Origin of the sequence: Paenibacillus taichungensis (genome assembly GCF_050994985.1) — a bacterium.
GTDB lineage: Bacteria > Bacillota > Bacilli > Paenibacillales > Paenibacillaceae > Paenibacillus > Paenibacillus taichungensis.
Genome location: NZ_CP194720.1, coordinates 2561903 through 2579149, shown reverse-complemented (window position 1 = coordinate 2579149; position 17247 = coordinate 2561903). Strand labels below are relative to the sequence as shown.

The 17247-nt window shown below is 46.5% G+C and carries 17 protein-coding genes; 14 read left to right on the top strand and 3 right to left on the bottom strand.

Annotated elements, in window-relative coordinates; genetic code table 11:
• The first annotated feature begins 55 nt into the window (after nucleotides 1–55).
• The 3 genes from ACR1R9_RS11640 to ACR1R9_RS11630 all read left to right on the top strand — a co-directional run bounded on the left by ACR1R9_RS11640 (nucleotide 56) and on the right by ACR1R9_RS11630 (nucleotide 3898).
• Nucleotides 56–970: an FAD binding domain-containing protein gene (locus ACR1R9_RS11640; RefSeq protein WP_433920979.1), complete on the top strand. Its 915-nt coding sequence runs from the start codon at nucleotides 56–58 to the stop codon at nucleotides 968–970.
• Between the two features lie 67 nt (nucleotides 971–1037).
• Nucleotides 1038–3371, top strand: coding sequence for a xanthine dehydrogenase subunit D (pucD, locus tag ACR1R9_RS11635; RefSeq protein WP_433920980.1), 2334 nt, complete (start codon nucleotides 1038–1040; stop codon nucleotides 3369–3371).
• Nucleotides 3368–3898, top strand: coding sequence for a (2Fe-2S)-binding protein (locus ACR1R9_RS11630; protein ID WP_433920981.1), 531 nt, complete (start codon nucleotides 3368–3370; stop codon nucleotides 3896–3898). The genes pucD and ACR1R9_RS11630 overlap by 4 nt, the downstream gene beginning before the upstream one ends.
• 74 nt (nucleotides 3899–3972) lie before the next feature.
• On the opposite strand, the gene ACR1R9_RS11625 is transcribed toward ACR1R9_RS11630, so the two are convergent.
• On the bottom strand, nucleotides 3973–4887 hold the full coding sequence (locus ACR1R9_RS11625) for a hypothetical protein (protein WP_433920982.1): 915 nt from the start codon (nucleotides 4885–4887) through the stop codon (nucleotides 3973–3975).
• Nucleotides 4888–5097: 210 nt separating this feature from the next.
• Between ACR1R9_RS11625 and ACR1R9_RS11620 the strand changes: the two genes are divergently transcribed.
• From ACR1R9_RS11620 to ACR1R9_RS11575, 10 genes are all read left to right on the top strand, one after another.
• Nucleotides 5098–5454, top strand: coding sequence for a hypothetical protein (locus ACR1R9_RS11620; protein WP_076288646.1), 357 nt, complete (start codon nucleotides 5098–5100; stop codon nucleotides 5452–5454).
• Nucleotides 5455–5548: 94 nt separating this feature from the next.
• Nucleotides 5549–5770, top strand: coding sequence for a 2Fe-2S iron-sulfur cluster-binding protein (locus ACR1R9_RS11615; RefSeq protein WP_433920983.1), 222 nt, complete (start codon nucleotides 5549–5551; stop codon nucleotides 5768–5770).
• 243 nt (nucleotides 5771–6013) lie between these two features.
• On the top strand, nucleotides 6014–6961 hold the full coding sequence (locus tag ACR1R9_RS11610; protein WP_433920984.1) for a helix-turn-helix transcriptional regulator: 948 nt from the start codon (nucleotides 6014–6016) through the stop codon (nucleotides 6959–6961).
• Nucleotides 6962–7027: 66 nt separating this feature from the next.
• The gene (locus ACR1R9_RS11605; RefSeq protein WP_099853939.1) at nucleotides 7028–7594 is read left to right on the top strand and encodes a DinB family protein; all 567 of its coding nucleotides are present in this window, start codon (nucleotides 7028–7030) and stop codon (nucleotides 7592–7594) included.
• Nucleotides 7591–8142, top strand: a complete 552-nt coding sequence (locus ACR1R9_RS11600) for an EVE domain-containing protein (RefSeq protein ID WP_433956444.1) — start codon at nucleotides 7591–7593, stop codon at nucleotides 8140–8142. Before ACR1R9_RS11605 ends, ACR1R9_RS11600 begins: the two co-directional genes overlap by 4 nt.
• Before the next feature lie 665 nt (nucleotides 8143–8807).
• Entirely contained in the window at nucleotides 8808–9884 is a 1077-nt protein-coding gene (gene glpX, locus ACR1R9_RS11595; RefSeq protein ID WP_163754166.1) for a class II fructose-bisphosphatase, read from the top strand.
• Nucleotides 9885–10143: 259 nt separating this feature from the next.
• On the top strand, nucleotides 10144–11190 hold the full coding sequence (locus ACR1R9_RS11590) for a LacI family DNA-binding transcriptional regulator (RefSeq protein ID WP_076288651.1): 1047 nt from the start codon (nucleotides 10144–10146) through the stop codon (nucleotides 11188–11190).
• 109 nt (nucleotides 11191–11299) lie between these two features.
• Complete coding sequence (locus ACR1R9_RS11585) at nucleotides 11300–12472, top strand: Gfo/Idh/MocA family protein (RefSeq protein ID WP_053780576.1); 1173 nt, start codon at nucleotides 11300–11302, stop codon at nucleotides 12470–12472.
• 160 nt (nucleotides 12473–12632) lie between these two features.
• Complete coding sequence (locus ACR1R9_RS11580) at nucleotides 12633–13361, top strand: ThuA domain-containing protein (RefSeq protein ID WP_090995973.1); 729 nt, start codon at nucleotides 12633–12635, stop codon at nucleotides 13359–13361.
• A gap of 113 nt (nucleotides 13362–13474) precedes the next feature.
• Entirely contained in the window at nucleotides 13475–14581 is a 1107-nt protein-coding gene (locus ACR1R9_RS11575; protein WP_433920986.1) for a Gfo/Idh/MocA family protein, read from the top strand.
• Between the two features lie 85 nt (nucleotides 14582–14666).
• Here ACR1R9_RS11575 and ACR1R9_RS11570 read toward each other — a convergent pair whose 3' ends face one another.
• Nucleotides 14667–15485, bottom strand: coding sequence for an SPL family radical SAM protein (locus tag ACR1R9_RS11570; protein ID WP_175382905.1), 819 nt, complete (start codon nucleotides 15483–15485; stop codon nucleotides 14667–14669).
• Nucleotides 15482–16090 carry a bifunctional transcriptional activator/DNA repair enzyme AdaA gene (locus ACR1R9_RS11565; RefSeq protein ID WP_175382906.1) on the bottom strand — a complete coding sequence of 203 codons (609 nt, stop codon included), beginning with the start codon at nucleotides 16088–16090 and terminating at the stop codon, nucleotides 15482–15484. The genes ACR1R9_RS11570 and ACR1R9_RS11565 overlap by 4 nt, the downstream gene beginning before the upstream one ends.
• Nucleotides 16091–16252: 162 nt before the next feature.
• Here ACR1R9_RS11565 and ACR1R9_RS11560 point away from each other — a divergent pair, with 162 nt between their 5' ends.
• A complete protein-coding gene (locus ACR1R9_RS11560; RefSeq protein ID WP_099853929.1) occupies nucleotides 16253–17233 on the top strand; it encodes a Gfo/Idh/MocA family protein in 981 nt (326 codons plus the stop codon).
• The last annotated feature ends 14 nt before the right edge of the window (nucleotides 17234–17247 follow it).

The window sequence follows — 17247 nt, the reverse complement described above, 5'->3', positions numbered from 1 at the left end:
CGTTCATATCCAACACCCCGCAGACAGATTCCAGGTAGAGAAGGGAGATGGAAGGATGGTCATGCCGGCATATGGGTCTGGAGCGCAGCCAACCGTTTGGCAGCCCGTTAATCTGGATGAACTTCAAGCTTTAAAGAATGAACTGTCCGGAAAGTATTGTTATGTAGCAGGGGCCACATTATTGCGTACTCAGTGGGAGGGCGGCCTTGTTCCTGTACCTGAGCATATGATCAGCCTTGCTCGTATTCCAGGTGCAAGCGGCGTATATGTGGATGGAGATGATCTGGTCATTGGAGCAGTGACGCGATTAAGTCATTGTGCCACAGACGTTCTTCTGCAAAAGCTGCCCATTTTACAATCTGCAATGAACGCTATCGCCGCTCCTTCTATTCGGAATATGGCGACAATTGGCGGAAACATTGTATCGGGAGTAGGAGACTCCATTCCCGCACTCCTTGTCTACGATGCACAGCTGTACTGGTTGACGGAGAACGGCATGGAGATGCGCAGTCTTTCGTCCTGGCTGAACGGTGGTCGTGACGGCAGTCGCAACCCGAATGATGTATTAATGAGAATTCATATTCCAATGGAAAATACGCCTTTGCCTGATGCCAATAGCGAGCAGACAGCTGTGGCGCGTGAAATTTCATTTTACCGTAAACTGGGTCGGCGGGAGACCTTTACAGCATCGCTGGTGACGATTGCTTTTCACGGAGAAGTGGATATAGATGGCCACTGGATTAAGATAGCGATCGCTGCAGGTGGAGGTTCAGGTATGGCCATGCGACTTACGGAGTCGGAAAAGCTGCTTCTTGGCGGGGAGACTTCAGTTATGCAAGCTTCATCTTTAGCTGCCTCGGTTATGGCGGAATTCGTGACTTATAGCGATGCATTCGCTACAGAAGAGTACCGCAAACAAACGGCAGGTAATATGCTCGGTGCCGGACTCTGGGAAGCACTTCGCTCATAAAAGAAAACCATTTTGGAGAAGCAAAGTGTGAGACCAACAGCTTCTGAAGGCAGAAAGGAGAGAGAACATGCTGTTAAATCGGGATAGTAGTGGGAAACGCTGGCATCTGCGGCCAGATGGTATAGGCAAAGTAACAGGACAGCTTCAATATCTGACAGACATGACGCTGCCCAATATGATCCACGGAAGGGTCCTTCGAAGCTCTTACCCTTATGCCCGCATATTGTCTATCGATACTACCAAAGCGGAAGCTATGAAAGGTGTATTTGCTGTACTCACCGCCAAAGATGTACCCGGTTTGAACCTGTTTGGCATCGCAACTCCGGATCAGCCTGTATTTTGCGAGCATGTCGTTCGTTATGTCGGTGATGCCATTGCCGCAGTTGCTGCGGACTCCCCGGAACGTGCAGCGCTCGCTCTGGATGCCATCCATGTTGAGTATGAAGAATGGAGTCCGCTAGACAGCCCAGAAGCTGCACTGGCACCCGGTGCACCAGAGCTCCATGAACATGGCCCAGGCAATGTGCTGCACCGTACCGAAATCAAGCGAGGCAATATAGATGAGGGCTTTGCTGCATGCGAACATATTGTGAGTGAGACGTACTATACCCCTCGGCAGATGCATGCCTATATGGAGACAGAAGGCGGGTTATTTGTTCCTGATGAAAATGGGAGACTCCATGTCTACGCGGCTACACAGCATGGTTACAAGGACAGGATGCAGCTTGCCCGAATCATTGGATGTTCCGAAGAGGATATCCGGGTGGTCTCATCTCCGATAGGTGGTTCTTTTGGCGGGAAAGATGAGCTGAATGTGCAGCCTTATGGGGCACTGCTTGCTTTAAGGTCCGGACGTCCTGTGAAAATGCACAATTCACGCAAAGAATCCGTACGTGCAGGCCTGAAGCGCCATCCGATGAAAATTGAGATGCAGACTGGAATCAGCCGTGAAGGCATGATCCAGGCTCACCGAGTCCGCATTACCGCAGACACCGGAGCATATGCCACGCTGGGGGCACCCGTCCTGAATTTTTGCACAGAACACTGTCTCGGACCTTATTCTATTCCCAATGTAGATGTGGAGGGTGTCTCGGTATATACGAATAATGGGGTGTCGGGAGAGTTTCGCGGATTTGGCGGAAATCAGGCGATCTTTGCAATGGAGGGTCAGATGGATCGACTCGCCGAGATTATGGATATGGACCCCTGGGAGTTTCGGAGACGCAACATGAGGGAAAAGACCGATCCTGGGCCACTAAATCAACGGATTCTGGTCACGGATGGTCTGTTGCAAGTATGGGAGGCACTGGATCGTTCGGAGTTATGGCAAAAGCATCAGCATCCCCCAACAGATATTGCTCTGCCTCCCTGGATTAAACGTGGAGTGGGTGCAGCCATCGCGATGCACGGAGCAGGGTTGGGTTATGGCATACCCGATCCGGCGGGCGGCCGTCTATCTCTGAATGCCGAAGGTAAGATTGAAGTGGCATTCAGCTACGAAGAATTCGGTCAGGGACTCATTGCCACGCTGGAAATGATGCTCTGCGATCTGTTCTACTGCTCAACATCCGATCTGAGTATTATTATTGGGGATACGGATCGAGTGCCGCACAGTGGTTCAAGCACCGCTTCGCGTTCAACGACGATGGCCTGGATGGCTCTTCAGCGATTACAGACACCATTTCGGTCCAAAATTTTGTCAGTAGCCTCTGCTTTGTCAGGAATTCCTGCTGACGAACTGATTACTGGAATAGAGGGAGTATGGCGTAAGGGACAGCTTTCTCCAGAAATTAAAGCAGATGAACCGGCGATGAATTCCAGCGTTGTTGTTTCTTACGTTGATCTAGCGAAGCATGGAGAAGCAGAAGATTGGATTTTTGATACTCAATTTGAATATCCGACCACGCCGGACAATGTTGTTGGTGGGCATTATCTATATACGTATGCGGCAGTAGCAGCAGAAGTGGAGGTAAACACACTAACCGGGGAAGCCAAATTGCTGGATACGAGGCATGTGGTGGCTGCTGGCCCTGTCATCAATCCAATGGGATTCATCGGACAGATCGAAGGCGGAAGTGTAATGGCTCTGGGTTTTACATTGACCGAGGATGCCGTGATGCAAGACAGTCGCTATATGACAACCAATTTGGACACCTACCTGATTCCGACGATTTGCGACATTCACACCAATCTGGACGTGGAGGCCATTGAAGATCTGCCAGAGGGCGATCCGTTTGGACCACGGGGTATTGGCGAGATTGGTTCGGTGGCGCTTGCTCCGGCCATAACAGCTGCGATTCATCAGGCTACAGGTGTGTGGGTTAATCGTTTGCCAGTTCCGCGCGATCAACTGATCAAACCAATTGGCGTCTTGCTTCAGGAAGGAGTGAGCTCATCATGACTGAACCTTTGGGCGATTTCTGGACAGCCGTTGTGAATGGCGAGGAGAAACAATTGCAGATCACCCAGACAACCCGTCTTGTGGACGTACTGCGCTCGCATTTAAATCTAACCGGAACAAAAGTTTCCTGCGAAGTCGGCCGATGTGGCGCTTGTATGATACTGATGGATGGAGAGCCGGTCAATTCCTGCCTCGTGATGGCTTATCAATGTATTGGAAGCGAGATAACAACAATAGAAGGGTTACATGGTGAAAAGGAGGGCGAGTTACATCCAATTCAACAGGCTTTTGTGGAGGAGGGCGGCTTCCAATGCGGATATTGTACTCCCGGAATGGTCATTTCCACCAAGGCTCTCTTAGACCGCAATCCGCAGCCTAGTCAGGAACAGATCGAAATGGGGTTATGCGGTAATCTGTGCCGCTGTACTGGATATGGAGGAATTCTTCGTGCAGTTCGTACCGCAGGAGAAACCTGTTTATCATCATCCATTTTAACAACGGAAGAGAAGAAAGTAATCGACCTGTGATTGAACCACGGAATTAAAGAAGACCGGGCGCTGGAGGGCATATCTCCGCTTCGCTCGGTCTTTATTTCTAACGATTAATATTTGATAATGTACCATCCGCCCCAAGTCGAATAATTCAGACCATTTCCATAATTACGATCAGCTGTTTGTGGATTACGAATCGAATTACCACTGGCATCTCTAAAATCAATAGCAGTTAGCCCACGCTTATGTGACCACCCACCATCAGCATCCTGTCTGTACCAATGATAATCATAATTTGGTGCAATAACTAGTGCTACCTTGTACTCTCTGTATCCAGGAACTTCACTATATGTAGAAGTTCGTAGGGATTTATTTAAATATGGCATGTCAAGCTTAGAGGCACTAATGATGCTCGAAGAAGTTAAACTTGTAAAAACTTTTCCGGCCAGTTCACCTGGTTGTAATTTATGTCCAGAATATGTGGATGTATTCAACATGTATGCATAGCAATTAGCTTTATCCGTCAAGTTTTCCCATGCACTTGAAGAATAAGGGTGTTCATATCCACCAGTAGGCATTGTTTCAAGAGCTTGAAGAGTTAATTGATCATTTGAGTTTGTTTTAGAATCAATAGTCTGGTTGTTGTATTGGGTTTCATGAACAGTGACTTCTGTTTTATTCAATAAGGCGAATTCAGCAGGTCGATAATTCACTTGTAATTGTTCTTCTTCTGTTAAACTGTTAAACCAGTTCAACCATTCTTTAGTATCTGGAGCGAAAGAAGCTAATTGGTCTATATTAGGTAACGATAGGAGGGCATTCTCGTTAAAAGATATTAATTCAGCTGGTTTGTAACTTACTTTTAATTGATCTTCTTTAGTGAGTTTGTCAAACCAATTCAACCATGTTTGAGTTTCAGCTGCGGGAGAAGTATCCTTTTTGGAACTGTTTGATTCAGCTAATACAGGTAACGCTAGTGTGAATAACAAGATCATTGCAAATAAAGATGAAACTAATTTTTTCATTGTTACGTCCCCTCCTGAAATTTATTAAATATTTTGATTCCAAATGCGATGTGAAATGTGTTTAACTCAGCTGTGCTTATGAATAGAGAACCCCCTCTCGAATAAATTCTAAAAAATGTAATATACGGTAATTATGTTATGGTACAATAGTGATAAAATCAAGATATTTATTACAAATTATTCCATATAAAGATTTAAGGAGGAAGAATAATGACAAAACTTATTCCTAGAAAACTCAGTTTAGTATTGTTGCTTTTGGTTGCATTTTGTTCAGGATGTCAGGCAAATAATGATCAGGGGGGGGCGAGTACATCCATTCCCTTAAAAAAACTAAATACTCTCGCAGAGAAAGGAGACAGCCTGACATGGAATGATTTTGCAGCGTACCCTTATGAAGATGAAGGATCGGGATTATATATTCGAAAATACAACATAGAAGGCGGGCACCAATTGGTGATTAGCGGTAAAAGTTTGGAAAAAAAACCAGACCATATTTATGTGGTGAATAAAGATGGGGAGAAAATCGACCTTTTAAAAGAAAACATCAAAAAAATGAACTTAAAATAACGTAACAATTATTATGTAAGCTTATTATTTTGGATTAACTCATAAGCTGTATCTATATTGCTTGCTAACTATCTCTAACGGACGATAGATAAGGATGATTATTACGAAGGTTTCCTGTCTCGTTATGCCTTATCAATGTGTTGGCAGTGAAATAACAACAATTGAAGGGTTACATGGTGAAGAGGAAGGGAAGTTGCATCCAATTCAGCAGGCTTTTGTGGAAGAAGGCGGCTTCCAATACGGATATTGTGGAGGAATACTACGAGTGGTAAACAAGGTGATCGATGAGCATGATAGAAAGGGTTCTACCCAATGATCATGGAAGTAGTGAGGTCAGAGCTTTCTCTGAATTTCAATATCATAAGAGTTTTTATAGACCAACCTATGTTCTGGGGGTTGGTCTTTGTTGTTGTTTAATGAAACAACATACGAAAATGGTTCGATTCGGGCATTGCGAAAACTTGTTCGTCTGTATACTTTTCATTTGTCCATATGTTACTTATAATAAATGTCCTATGAAGATGGTGTAATTGATATTACACACAAGGAGGGGTGATTCGTGAACAAATCGGATCGTATGCTGGCCATTGTACTTGAGCTGCAGCGGGGGAAGGTTCAACGTGCGGAAGATTTAGCCCTCTTGTTTGAAACAAGTGTTCGAACCATATATAGAGACATTCAGGCGTTATGTGAGGCAGGAGTTCCTGTGGTAGGAGAACCCGGAGTAGGATATTCACTTATGGAAGGATACTTTTTGCCTCCGATCAGCTTCACAGCTGAAGAAGCGGTAACACTTCTCATCGGACTTGATTTTGTGGAACAGCGCTTCGATAACTACTACAAAAGTACATCCCTTACGTCCCGTTCCAAAATTGAAGCAATCCTGCCCGTGCCTCTTCGGGAAGAGGTGGGACAGATACAACAGGGTATCCGTTTACTTCGTTCACCGGACAGTGATGCACGCGAGCGAGAGATCGAACATATGGGAATCATCCGAAAGGCAATGCAGCATAAGCTCAAAATCCGTTTTCATTATCATAAACCTGGAACTATTAATGAAACCATGCAAAAGACCATCCGTATGGCCTCCCCTTACGGGATGCTTTGGATGCAAGGCTCATGGATGCTGATTGCCCGATGTGATTTGCGACAGGAGATTCGTCATTTTCGTATATCCCGCATGAGCGACCTGGAGATTAGTACAGAACCATTCGATCTTCCTCCAGGTTTTAATATTCATAGTTACTCACCAGCTGACAACCGTGATGTTTATGTCCGTGTATGGTTTCATGGTCGAATTGCAGATAGAGTGATTGAAGCGAATAATTACTATATGGAGAAAGCAGAACTGCAAACAGATGGATTATACGCAGATTTTCGTGTAAGGCATCCAGAAGATGTACTGCGTTGGATACTTGGCTGGGGAGCTTCGGCTCTGGTTTTGGAGCCTGAATCGTTGAGAATCCGTATTAGAGAAGAAGCAAGCAATCTCCTTAAACACTACTGACATAACGTTGTCAGTAGTGTTTGTGTATGATCGGTTTATAAGCGATTGAAGGAGTTGTGTATTTGTATGGAAACGACAATAACAAGGAACAACGAAGAGATTCGACGTGATTTTGAACTGACGTTGGAACGTTATTTGCAGGAACTGGAGCTGATGAGCGATGCTCAGTTAAGCTACAAATCCAGTGAGACTGAGTGGTCGGTGGGCCAGATGTACCAGCATTTAATTCAGTCTGCAATGAAAATGCATTTAGCCAATGTTCAACTTTGTATAAGCGCAGAGGAGGACATGGATAAGAAGCAAAACCAGGGCAAAACAGAAACAGGTGAAGCTGTTTTTGCGCAAGCAAGTTTTCCTCCAATACGTATCCACGTTCCTGCTTCTCCTGAGTATACTCCACTACAACCGGATGGAAGAGAATCAATAATTCAAGGATTTAATGAGGTAAGGCATGAAATGCGGAGATTGGAAGTGCTGCTGGAAGAAACAATACAGGAATGTACGTTGACACATCCAAGCTTTGGCGGTTTGAACGCAGAGGAATGGTTTGCATTGGTCGAAATGCATTATCGTCATCATTTCTTGCAGCTTGAGCGTCTGAAGAAGGCATGGAAAGAACAGGTGCAGAGATGAATGAACAGGAAAAGGAAAAGCGTGATTGGATGGCTACCAGCAAAGGAATTATGCAGATTCATACGAGTGAACTCCTGGCTTCTCAGTTAGAAGTTGAGGCTAAATCTGAAAAAGGAAACTGCTACTGGATCGGCGTTGTGTCTGCTTCACATGTCGAAAAAGGGGTGGAAGGGGGCTTCGCCCAGCTCTGTCACGGCAAGGTAGCTTCACTGCGCAGAATGAATGCAGGAGACTGGCTGATCTATTATTCGCCGCGAACAAGCATGCAAGGAGGCAAGGTACTTCAAGCATTCACCGCCATAGGGCGCATAATAGACGATCAGGTGTACACGTACCATATGTCGGATTCCTTTGTACCGCATCGGAGGAATGTTCAGTATTATCCTTGTCAGCAGGTGAAGATCGCTGATCTGCTGGATCAACTGCTCCTTACGCGGGGACAAGCACGTTGGGGATATCATTTTAGATATGGTCATTTGCAGATTCAAAAAGAGGATTTTCTGAAAATTGCAGTTGCCATGTTGGGGGCTGAGGAAGAAACCTGCTAACCTAAAAAGTTTGATCAAAGAGCCAGATCATATTAATGTGGCACACGAAGCTAAAGCAAAATAGACCTTTTGAAGAGAAATAAAAAGAATTGAGTTTTTAACGACGTAATAAATATTATGTAAACTTATTATTTTCGATGACATCCATAAACTGTATCTATATTGCTAGGGACGGATAGAGCTGGATTTAGGTGAATTTTCAGTTCGAATCTTTGAATGAAAAACTTCTGTTATAAGGTCTTCAATATTGTTTCTTTGAAAGTGCAGGATGGCTGTATCGGGTCTAATGTAAACCGTTTTCGACGAACGTGAGAGTGCAGGATAGTTCTCCTTGTGAATGTAAGTTTAATTACATAAATAACGTTGTTATACGAATTTTTTTGTACTTATCTGTTTCTGGGACAATCTCAACGTGATAAATATGGAGTTTAGAAAAAAAGATAAATTATACTGCTTCCACTTGAAATAATTCAGTGCGGTAAGACTCGTAAAAAGGCATGTTCAAACGTGTGTAAATGTGTTCATTTATCGATGAGGGACAGAATGGAGTAATTTCTCAAAATCGGGCTATTGCTCCCTTTTAAGATCAATTTCATATGGATTTGCGATGGATTTAGTACCGCTTTCAATGTATGCTTTTGGAAACTGGAAAGGAAGTGGGAAAAATGGAACGCGAACTGGCGTTGGAAATTGTCCGAGTAACAGAATTGGCTGCGTTAGCTTCAGCACCCTGGATGGGGCGGGGCGACAAGAATAGTGCAGATGAGGCGGCTACTTTGGCTATGCGCGCCATGTTCGATTCCGTGTCTATTCGCGGCACGGTGGTAATCGGTGAAGGAGAAATGGATGAAGCACCTATGTTGTATATCGGGGAAGAAGTCGGCAACGCTGAGGGCCCCGAGGTTGATGTGGCTGTGGATCCTTTGGAAGGAACAGAGATCGTAGCCAAGGGCCTGAACAACGCTTTATCGGTTATTGCAGTCGCGGGAAAAGGCAACCTGCTCCACGCACCGGATATGTACATGGAAAAGCTGGCTGTAGGTCCGGCTCTGGTGGGCAAGGTCAGTATCGAAGACCCGGTTGAGGTGACATTGGAGAAAGCAGCTGAAGCATTGAACAAAAACATCTCAGATCTAACTGTCATGATTCTGGATCGTGTTCGGCATGAGAGTATAATCAAAACATTGCGCAAGGTTGGTGTGCGAATCAAGTTCCTCAGTGATGGTGACGTTGCTGGCGCAATGGCACCTGCGTTCCCAGAGGCAGGTATTGATCTGTATGTCGGATCAGGAGGAGCACCGGAAGGAGTGCTTGCTGCAGCCGCCTTGTCCTGCCTTGGAGGCGAGATTCAAGGTCGCCTAATGCCTGCGAACGCAGACGAATTCCAGCGCTGCTTGCAAATGGGAATCGATAATCCCTACAAAGTATTAACGATGCAGGATATGATCGGCACGGAAGATGTTATTTTTGCCGCAACAGGTGTTACTCCGGGTGAAATTCTTGGTGGTGTGCGTTACCTCGCAGATGACCGGGCAGAGACCGATTCCATTGTCATGCGTGCCAAAACCAAAACCATTCGTTTCATTCGTTCTCAGCATTTCCTTCCGAATAAGGAAGTGCTACACAAAGTACGGCAGCTTCAATCGACACCTGAGCCTTCGGATCGCATTCCAGCTAATATCACCATTTTAGAACAGGCTGAGTTCAGTCAATCATCCGTTGGTAACGGTGTGACGACCTGATGTAGGTCTGTACTGTAGTTAGCTGGGCCAATAAAGAACTATTTGTGGTCATGTGAATCATAAGGGAACATGGGACAAGTTACAAGAAAATATAGTAAGCAAGAGGTGGGGAATTTGTTTACACAAATCCTCATCTTTTTTTGTGTTAAAAGCATTGACAACGTTTACAACACATGAGAAGATGTACGCGCGTACATAATTATTTGATACATGGCATCGGTTTTGCATGTGTTCAGGAAACATGAAGGAGGTGAGATCCATGGCATCCCGTAAAGAAGTGGCTGATCTTGCCGGTGTTTCAGAAGCTACAGTATCCCGAGTTCTTAATGGCGTTGGTCCTATTAAAGAGGAAACCCGCCGTAAGGTTATTGAAGCTTCTGAGCAGTTGGGTTATGTGCCCAGCGCACTGGCCCGCAGCTTTGCGAGAAGTAAGAGTGGTAACCTTGGCGTGGTGTTGCCCTACGTTCCGAAGGCGCACTTGTTCTCGGCATATTTCTTCTCGGAAATGCTGAGTGGCATTGGGAGCAAAGCCAGGGACAACGGCATGGACCTGCTGGTCATGTTCAGGACACCGGGTGAAGTGATGAATTATACGGATCTGTTCCGCCGTCAGAAAGTGGATGCTTGCATCATTCTCGGCGCGCGGGATGATTATGGAGAACTTGATGCCTTGCAACAGCTTCAGCAGGAGGGACATCCATTTTGCATCATGAACCAGCACTTTGATAGTGAATCATTCATGGAAGTGGATGCTGATCATGTGGAGGGCAGTAGGCAGGCAATCCGTCATCTTACCGATCAGGGCTACCGGAATATCGCCTTTCTCAATGGTCCGGATAGTTACTCCAACAGTCAGGAGCGGCTTCAGGGCGTTCAAATCGGACTGAATGAAGCCGGAATGCAGGTGGATTCCAGTCTATTGTTGGAGGGAAATTACAGCAGACGAAGCGGTGTGGAGGCAGCTGCCACCATTGCAGCTCGGCTTGACGAGATTGACGCTGTATTTGCTGCGAATGACCGGATGGCAATCGGTGTTATGCATGGTTTGCGTGAGCGTGGGATCAAGGTTCAGGATTTCCCCGCGTTTGTGGGTTACGATGACTCCGACGCGGCCGAGATGGCAGTTCCACCGCTGAGTAGCGTCAGGGTTCCCTTTTATGAAATGGGAGAACTAGCTGCATCCAAGCTTATTCATGGATCATTGGGAGTAACAGCTTCATCAGTGAATACCGAACTCCCCGCAGAAACAGCAAGGCAATTGTTACCTACAGAGCTGATTATCCGTGCCTCTTCAATTCGTAATTAATACATGGCTATGATAACAGCGATCGAAAGGGCGTTCTGTCATCGGAGTGGCAAGTGTAAATATTCTTTAGTTCAATCTGTATAGCTATATCCCAAAGGAGGAAATGACCATGTCAAATCGTCTTCGTGTCGGAATGGTTGGATACAAATTTATGGGAAAAGCCCATAGCAATGCTTATCGCAGTCTGCCGATGTTTTTCCCGTCTGCCCCACTGCAGCCGGAGATGTCTGTAATCTGCGGACGGAACGAACAGGGAGTTCAGGAGGCTGCCAGTCAGTTCGGCTGGTCTGAAAGTATAACGGACTGGCGCGAGCTGGTGCGGCGTGATGACATCGATCTGATCGATATTAACGCTCCAAGTGATGCCCATAAGGAAATCGCACTGGAAGCCGCTCGTCAGGGTAAACATCTGTTCTGTGAAAAACCGCTGGCTCTGTCGCTCGCTGATTCGCGTGAAATGCTCCAGGCTGCTGAAGAAGCAGGGGTTGCACACATGGTCGGATTCAACTACCGTTTCTCTCCAGCAGTGCAGCTGGCTAAAGAGTTGGTGCAAAGCGGACGCCTAGGCAAAATCTATCATTTCCGAGCGTTTTTCCTTCAGGATTGGATCATGGACCCTTCGTTCCCTTTGGTATGGCGTCTGCAAAAAGAAGTGGCCGGTTCCGGCTCACATGGCGATCTTGGCGCACACCTAATTGATCTGGCACGTTTCCTGGTGGGTGAATTCAAGGAAGTAATTGGGATGAGCGAAACCTTCATCAAAGAGCGGCCGCTGGCTTCGGAAATGACCGGACTTAGCGCCAAAGGCAGTTCGAACGCAGATGCTCCGAAGGGTGAAGTGACGGTAGATGATGCCACGTTGTTCCTCGCACGGTTTGCAGATGGTGCGTTAGGGAGCTTCGAGGCTACACGCTTTGCAGCGGGTCATCGCAGTACCAACTCGTTTGAAATCAACGGTAGTCTGGGCAGCGTCCGGTTTGATTTTGAACGGATGAATGAACTGGAAGTGTATTTTACAAAGGACGATGAAGATGTGCAGGGCTTCCGCCGTGTTCTGGCGACCGATCCGGCACACAAATATGCTGAGGCGTGGTGGCCTGCGGGACATACGATTGGATTCGAGCATACGTTCACACATGAAATGCTGGAGCTGGTGACTGCGATTTCCGAAGGACGGCAGCCTGAGCCAAGTTTCCATGATGGGGTTGCCTGTCAAGCGGTATTGGAAGCCGTTGAACGTTCCGTTACAGAGCGCCGCTGGGTGTCGCTAGAAGAAATGTAATCATTAAACCACTGAATTGTGAACTGGACATCATGGTGGCACTCATTTGAAATAAATAAGCTGCATTTAAGCTAGGATGTTGACCTCGGAGAGGTCTTGAGTTTGAGCAAGGTTCGATAGAATGACAATAACTTAACTTCCGGAAAGCGAGTGATGGGTGATGAGCAAAGCACTAATCGTATGGGGCGGCTGGGATGGACATGAACCAGAGCAGGTAGCAGCGATTTTTGAACGCATTTTGAAGGAAGAACAATTCGAGGTTGAAGTCTCAGATACATTGGAAGCTTATGCCGATGCAGAGAAACTGCTGGGTCTGGACCTAATCGTTCCGCTGTGGACAATGGGACAGATTGAACAGGAACTGGTCAATAACGTATCTGCGGCTGTTCAGAGCGGCGTAGGTCTCGCGGGTCTTCATGGCGGGATGTGTGATGCGTTCCGCAACAACGTCGACTGGCAGTTCATGACGGGTGGACAGTGGGTTGCGCATCCAGGGAACGACGGCGTGGAGTACACGGTAAACATGAAGCGTGGTTCCAGTCCTTTGCTGGATCATATTGAAGATTTCCAGGTGAAAAGCGAACAGTACTACCTGCACGTGGACCCTGCAGTAGAAGTGCTAGCAACAACACGTTTCCCAATTGTTAACGGTCCTCACGCAGCGAATGGCCCAGTAGATATGCCAGTCGTTTGGACCAAACGCTGGGGTGCAGGCCGTGTGTTCTACAACTCGCTCGGACACCATGCAGATATTGTGGAGATGAAACAGGTTACTGAGATGATGCGTAGTGGTTTCAAATGGACTGCAGCAGGCAAAGCTCTTGCGCAAAGCCGCAAGGACGCAGTGACTGAAGTTTACACAGGAATGGCTGATAACCAAAGTCACTAATTAAATTTAAATCTAATTCATATCCGTTGAGATAAATATATTGACCCACATAAAGCGGTCTTGAGTTGTTTTGGAAGCGCTATATCAATTGGGAACACGAAGGGAGTCCACGCATGAAAACAATGAAAGTAGGCATTATTGGCTGTGGTAAAATCAGCGGTATTTATATGGAGAACTGTCACCGATTTGAGGTGCTCGATCTTGTTGCGGTTGCGGATCTTGACCGGAACAGAGCAGAGGAGCAGGCAGCTGCTTATCATGTTCCTAACGTATACACGGTAGATGAAATTTTGGCAGACTCTGAGATCGACCTGATTATCAATCTGACAATCCCTGCAGTTCATGCAGATGTATGCTTGAGAGCGCTCGAAGCAGGCAAACATGTATATGTGGAAAAACCACTCGCCGTCACACGAGAAGAGGGTCAGGCGGTTCTCGAAACAGCTAAGCGTAAAGGGCTGCTGGTAGGCTGTGCGCCAGAGACGTTCTTCGGTTCAGGAATTCAGACAGCACTCAAAATAGTAGAGGATGGTGTCATTGGCAAACCTGTGGCCGCTACCGCATTCATGATGAGCCGTGGGCATGAGCATTGGCATCCAGATCCGGAGTTCTACTATGCAGCCGGTGGTGGGCCGATGTTTGATATGGGGCCTTATTACCTGACTGCGCTCGTACAATTGCTGGGACCAATCAAGTCAATTGCTGGCATGACGGGCAAAGCGATGGAACAGCGGACGATCACGAGTGAGAAAAAGCGGGGTCAGAGCATTCCTGTTGAAATTCCGACGCATGTAGCGGGATTGCTGCAATTTGAGCAGGGAGCTATCGGCACGTTGATTACGAGTTTTGACGTATTTGGCGGAAGTGTATTGCCACCGATTGAAGTATACGGCACTCATGGAACCCTACAGGTTCCTGATCCAAACACATTCGGCGGTCCAGTTCGTTACCGTTTGCTAGGTGATGAGGAATGGACTGAGGTACCCCTTCTGCCAGGATATCAGGAGAATACACGTGGCATTGGTGTTGCAGATATGGCTTATGCTGTGGGTAGCGGACGTTCTCACCGGGCAAGTGGAGAGCTTGCCTACCATGTACTCGAAGCGATGTGGGCGTTCCATGATTCTTCGGATGAGCAGACTTTTTATAAAATGGACAGCACATGTCAGCGCCCAGCTGCACTGCCTGCAGATCTTCCATTGTACACACTTGATCAATAATCGATTAAGTTAGAAGAATAGCCCTGACTCCCGATGCGAGGGAAGCAGGGCTATTTTCATTTTATATAAAGGCATGATCAGGGTTTCAGGGTTCGAATCCAGCTTGGCTAATCCAGATTTCATGTTCCTCAAAATGCGCCTTCATTCGCTCGACTACCATTTTGTATGCCTCAGGACTGTACCAATCTTCCTTGCCCACTTGTTCATAAAGTGGCTTCATGCCAAGTCTCCGGGTTCGCTTGCCCTCACTGCCATCTCCCATAAAGTAATCATCAACGCATATACGATCAACAAGCGGCCTTAGGATGGCTGCAAAATTTTCGCTGCTGGGTAATACTGGCGCAATAGCAGCCTGTGTGGGGATACCGGCATCTCGCAGTTGTTCCAGGGCACGCAATCTGCCAGCGATTGGCGGAGCAGAAGGACTGAACTGCTTGCGGATATCATCCAGATCCGTTTCCACGGTCATGCTAACCCGGACCCGGTCACCCAACTTTTGCAGCAGATCGATATCTCGGGTCACCAACGGGCTTCGGGTCTGAACCAATATAAAATCGGGTGGATCCTCGGCCATAACTTCAAGTAAAGAACGCGTGATTTGCTCCTTATATTCAACGGGCTGATACGGATCTGTACTGGATGACATAAAAAGAGTGACTTTACCTTTTGATTTCGCACGTTTCAGCTCTTTGGCAAACACATTGGCGGCTTCCTGTTTCACATCAACCCAGCTGCCCCATGGTTCATTGCGAAATAAAGAGACGGGCATTTGCCTTACATAACAGTAGGAACAGCCAAAAGCGCAGCCTGTGTAGGGATTCAGCGTATGCGTATAACCATTAAGGAACCCGGTTCCTTTGTTGAGCAATGTTTTGGGTACTTTGTATACCAAGCTGGTCTTCATGATTGATCACGCCTTTGTTCACGATAATTGGCAGGTGTGCTACCTGTATGTTTTCGAAATACAGTAATAAAATACGCCGGATTGGCTATGCCAACTTGGCGACCGATATCTGTAACGGTGAGCCGAGTGCTTTCAAGCAATTTCCGGGCTTGGGTGACTCTTTTTTCCTGAATATACTCCACCGGAGTTAGGCCGGTAATCCGTTTGAACACCCGATGCAGATGATATGGACTCCCGTGACTCACATTTGCAAGAATATCTAGTGTTAGAGGCTCGGCAAAATGATGTTCAATATAGTCTGTTACAACAGAAATCCATTCCTGATCGGGGATGCGCTCGCCCGTTGGTTTGCAGCGTTTGCATGGACGGAAATGTAGAGCTAATGCTTCTTCAGGGTTGTTAAATATAGTGACATTCTCATATTTGGGTGCTTTCGACTTGCAGGAAGGTCGGCAAAAGATGCCTGTTGTCTTGACACCGTAATAGAATTTACCATCAAAGCTGCTATCGTTGTGGATAATGGCATTCCACTGTTTTTCATCTATAGGAACTGAATTTGTTTGATAGGGGTTGGGACTTTCCAAAAGAATCACCTCAAGTCTCATTATACCCCTGATTTATGGAGATCGACGAAGTTTCAAACAAAAAAGCAAGATATCAATATGTTGGAAATGGACATCCCTTCAATCTGGTTGAAATATAGGCTACAATGTACAGGATGGCAAGCTGTTTAATTGTGAAATTTATTTACGAAAGAGGTAGATTGAATGGTTCGTTTTGGAGTGGTAGGTACCAACTGGATTACAGAGAGGCTTCTTGAGGCCGCTGCACAAGTCGAAGGATTCGAATTGACTGCCGTGTACTCAAGAACTGAAGATAAAGCTAATGCATTTGCAGATCAATATCAGGCTGCACTTCGATTCACCAACCTCGAAGAGATGGCGACGAGTGATGGTCTTGATGCCGTGTATATTGCTACACCGAATACCTTTCATGCCGAGCAGGCAGAGTTGTTTCTGAGAAGTGGAAAACATGTACTATGCGAGAAACCTTTGGCTGCCAATGGGGCAGAGGTCCGTCGTATGATTGATACAGCGAAAGAACATGGAGTTCTGCTCATGGAGGCCATGAAATCGACCCTTGTTCCCTCGTTCAAAATGGTACAATCTCACCTACATAAAATTGGCCCGGTACGTAAATATGTGGCGAGTTACTGCCAGTACTCTTCCCGGTACGACAAGTATAAGGAAGGAATCGTCCTGAATGCGTTCAAACCCGATCTTGCTAACGGAGCGTTAATGGATCTTGGGGTGTATTGTCTCTATCCATTGATTACGCTATTCGGCGAGCCTAAACAAGTTCAGTCCCAGGCAATGATGCTGGAATCAGGGGTAGATGGACAAGGCAGTGTCATTCTGAATTATGATGAGATGGAAGCGGTAGTGACGTACTCTAAAATCTCCAATTCTCATGTTCCAAGCGAAATTATGGGCGAACGCGGCAGCATCCTCATTGACAAAATTGGTTCACCCGAACATGCGGAGATACGCTACAATGATGGTACGGTGGAAAAACTCACTGCCGAGCAAATTCATCCGTCGATGTATTATGAGGTGGAGGAGTTTGTCAATCTGATTCAGCAGGGCAAAAAGGAATCGGACATGAACACGTATGAGCGTTCCTATGTTACCATGCAGGTGATGGATCAGATCCGGCAGCAGATTGGTCTTGTTTTTCCTAATGATTAATTCTGGAAAGTGAG

What these genes read in the sequence shown, in the direction of transcription:
- ACR1R9_RS11640 (WP_433920979.1), top strand. Translation starts at nt 56, where the DNA reads ATGGTCATGCCGGCATATGGGTCTGGAGCGCAGCCAACCGTTTGGCAG.
- pucD (WP_433920980.1), top strand. Translation starts at nt 1,038, where the DNA reads ATGCTGTTAAATCGGGATAGTAGTGGGAAACGCTGGCATCTGCGGCCA.
- ACR1R9_RS11630 (WP_433920981.1), top strand. Translation starts at nt 3,368, where the DNA reads ATGACTGAACCTTTGGGCGATTTCTGGACAGCCGTTGTGAATGGCGAG.
- ACR1R9_RS11625 (WP_433920982.1), bottom strand. Translation starts at nt 4,887, where the DNA reads ATGAAAAAATTAGTTTCATCTTTATTTGCAATGATCTTGTTATTCACA.
- ACR1R9_RS11620 (WP_076288646.1), top strand. Translation starts at nt 5,098, where the DNA reads ATGACAAAACTTATTCCTAGAAAACTCAGTTTAGTATTGTTGCTTTTG.
- ACR1R9_RS11615 (WP_433920983.1), top strand. Translation starts at nt 5,549, where the DNA reads ATGATTATTACGAAGGTTTCCTGTCTCGTTATGCCTTATCAATGTGTT.
- ACR1R9_RS11605 (WP_099853939.1), top strand. Translation starts at nt 7,028, where the DNA reads ATGGAAACGACAATAACAAGGAACAACGAAGAGATTCGACGTGATTTT.
- ACR1R9_RS11600 (WP_433956444.1), top strand. Translation starts at nt 7,591, where the DNA reads ATGAATGAACAGGAAAAGGAAAAGCGTGATTGGATGGCTACCAGCAAA.
- glpX (WP_163754166.1), top strand. Translation starts at nt 8,808, where the DNA reads ATGGAACGCGAACTGGCGTTGGAAATTGTCCGAGTAACAGAATTGGCT.
- ACR1R9_RS11590 (WP_076288651.1), top strand. Translation starts at nt 10,144, where the DNA reads ATGGCATCCCGTAAAGAAGTGGCTGATCTTGCCGGTGTTTCAGAAGCT.
- ACR1R9_RS11585 (WP_053780576.1), top strand. Translation starts at nt 11,300, where the DNA reads ATGTCAAATCGTCTTCGTGTCGGAATGGTTGGATACAAATTTATGGGA.
- ACR1R9_RS11580 (WP_090995973.1), top strand. Translation starts at nt 12,633, where the DNA reads ATGAGCAAAGCACTAATCGTATGGGGCGGCTGGGATGGACATGAACCA.
- ACR1R9_RS11575 (WP_433920986.1), top strand. Translation starts at nt 13,475, where the DNA reads ATGAAAACAATGAAAGTAGGCATTATTGGCTGTGGTAAAATCAGCGGT.
- ACR1R9_RS11570 (WP_175382905.1), bottom strand. Translation starts at nt 15,485, where the DNA reads ATGAAGACCAGCTTGGTATACAAAGTACCCAAAACATTGCTCAACAAA.
- ACR1R9_RS11565 (WP_175382906.1), bottom strand. Translation starts at nt 16,090, where the DNA reads ATGAGACTTGAGGTGATTCTTTTGGAAAGTCCCAACCCCTATCAAACA.
- ACR1R9_RS11560 (WP_099853929.1), top strand. Translation starts at nt 16,253, where the DNA reads ATGGTTCGTTTTGGAGTGGTAGGTACCAACTGGATTACAGAGAGGCTT.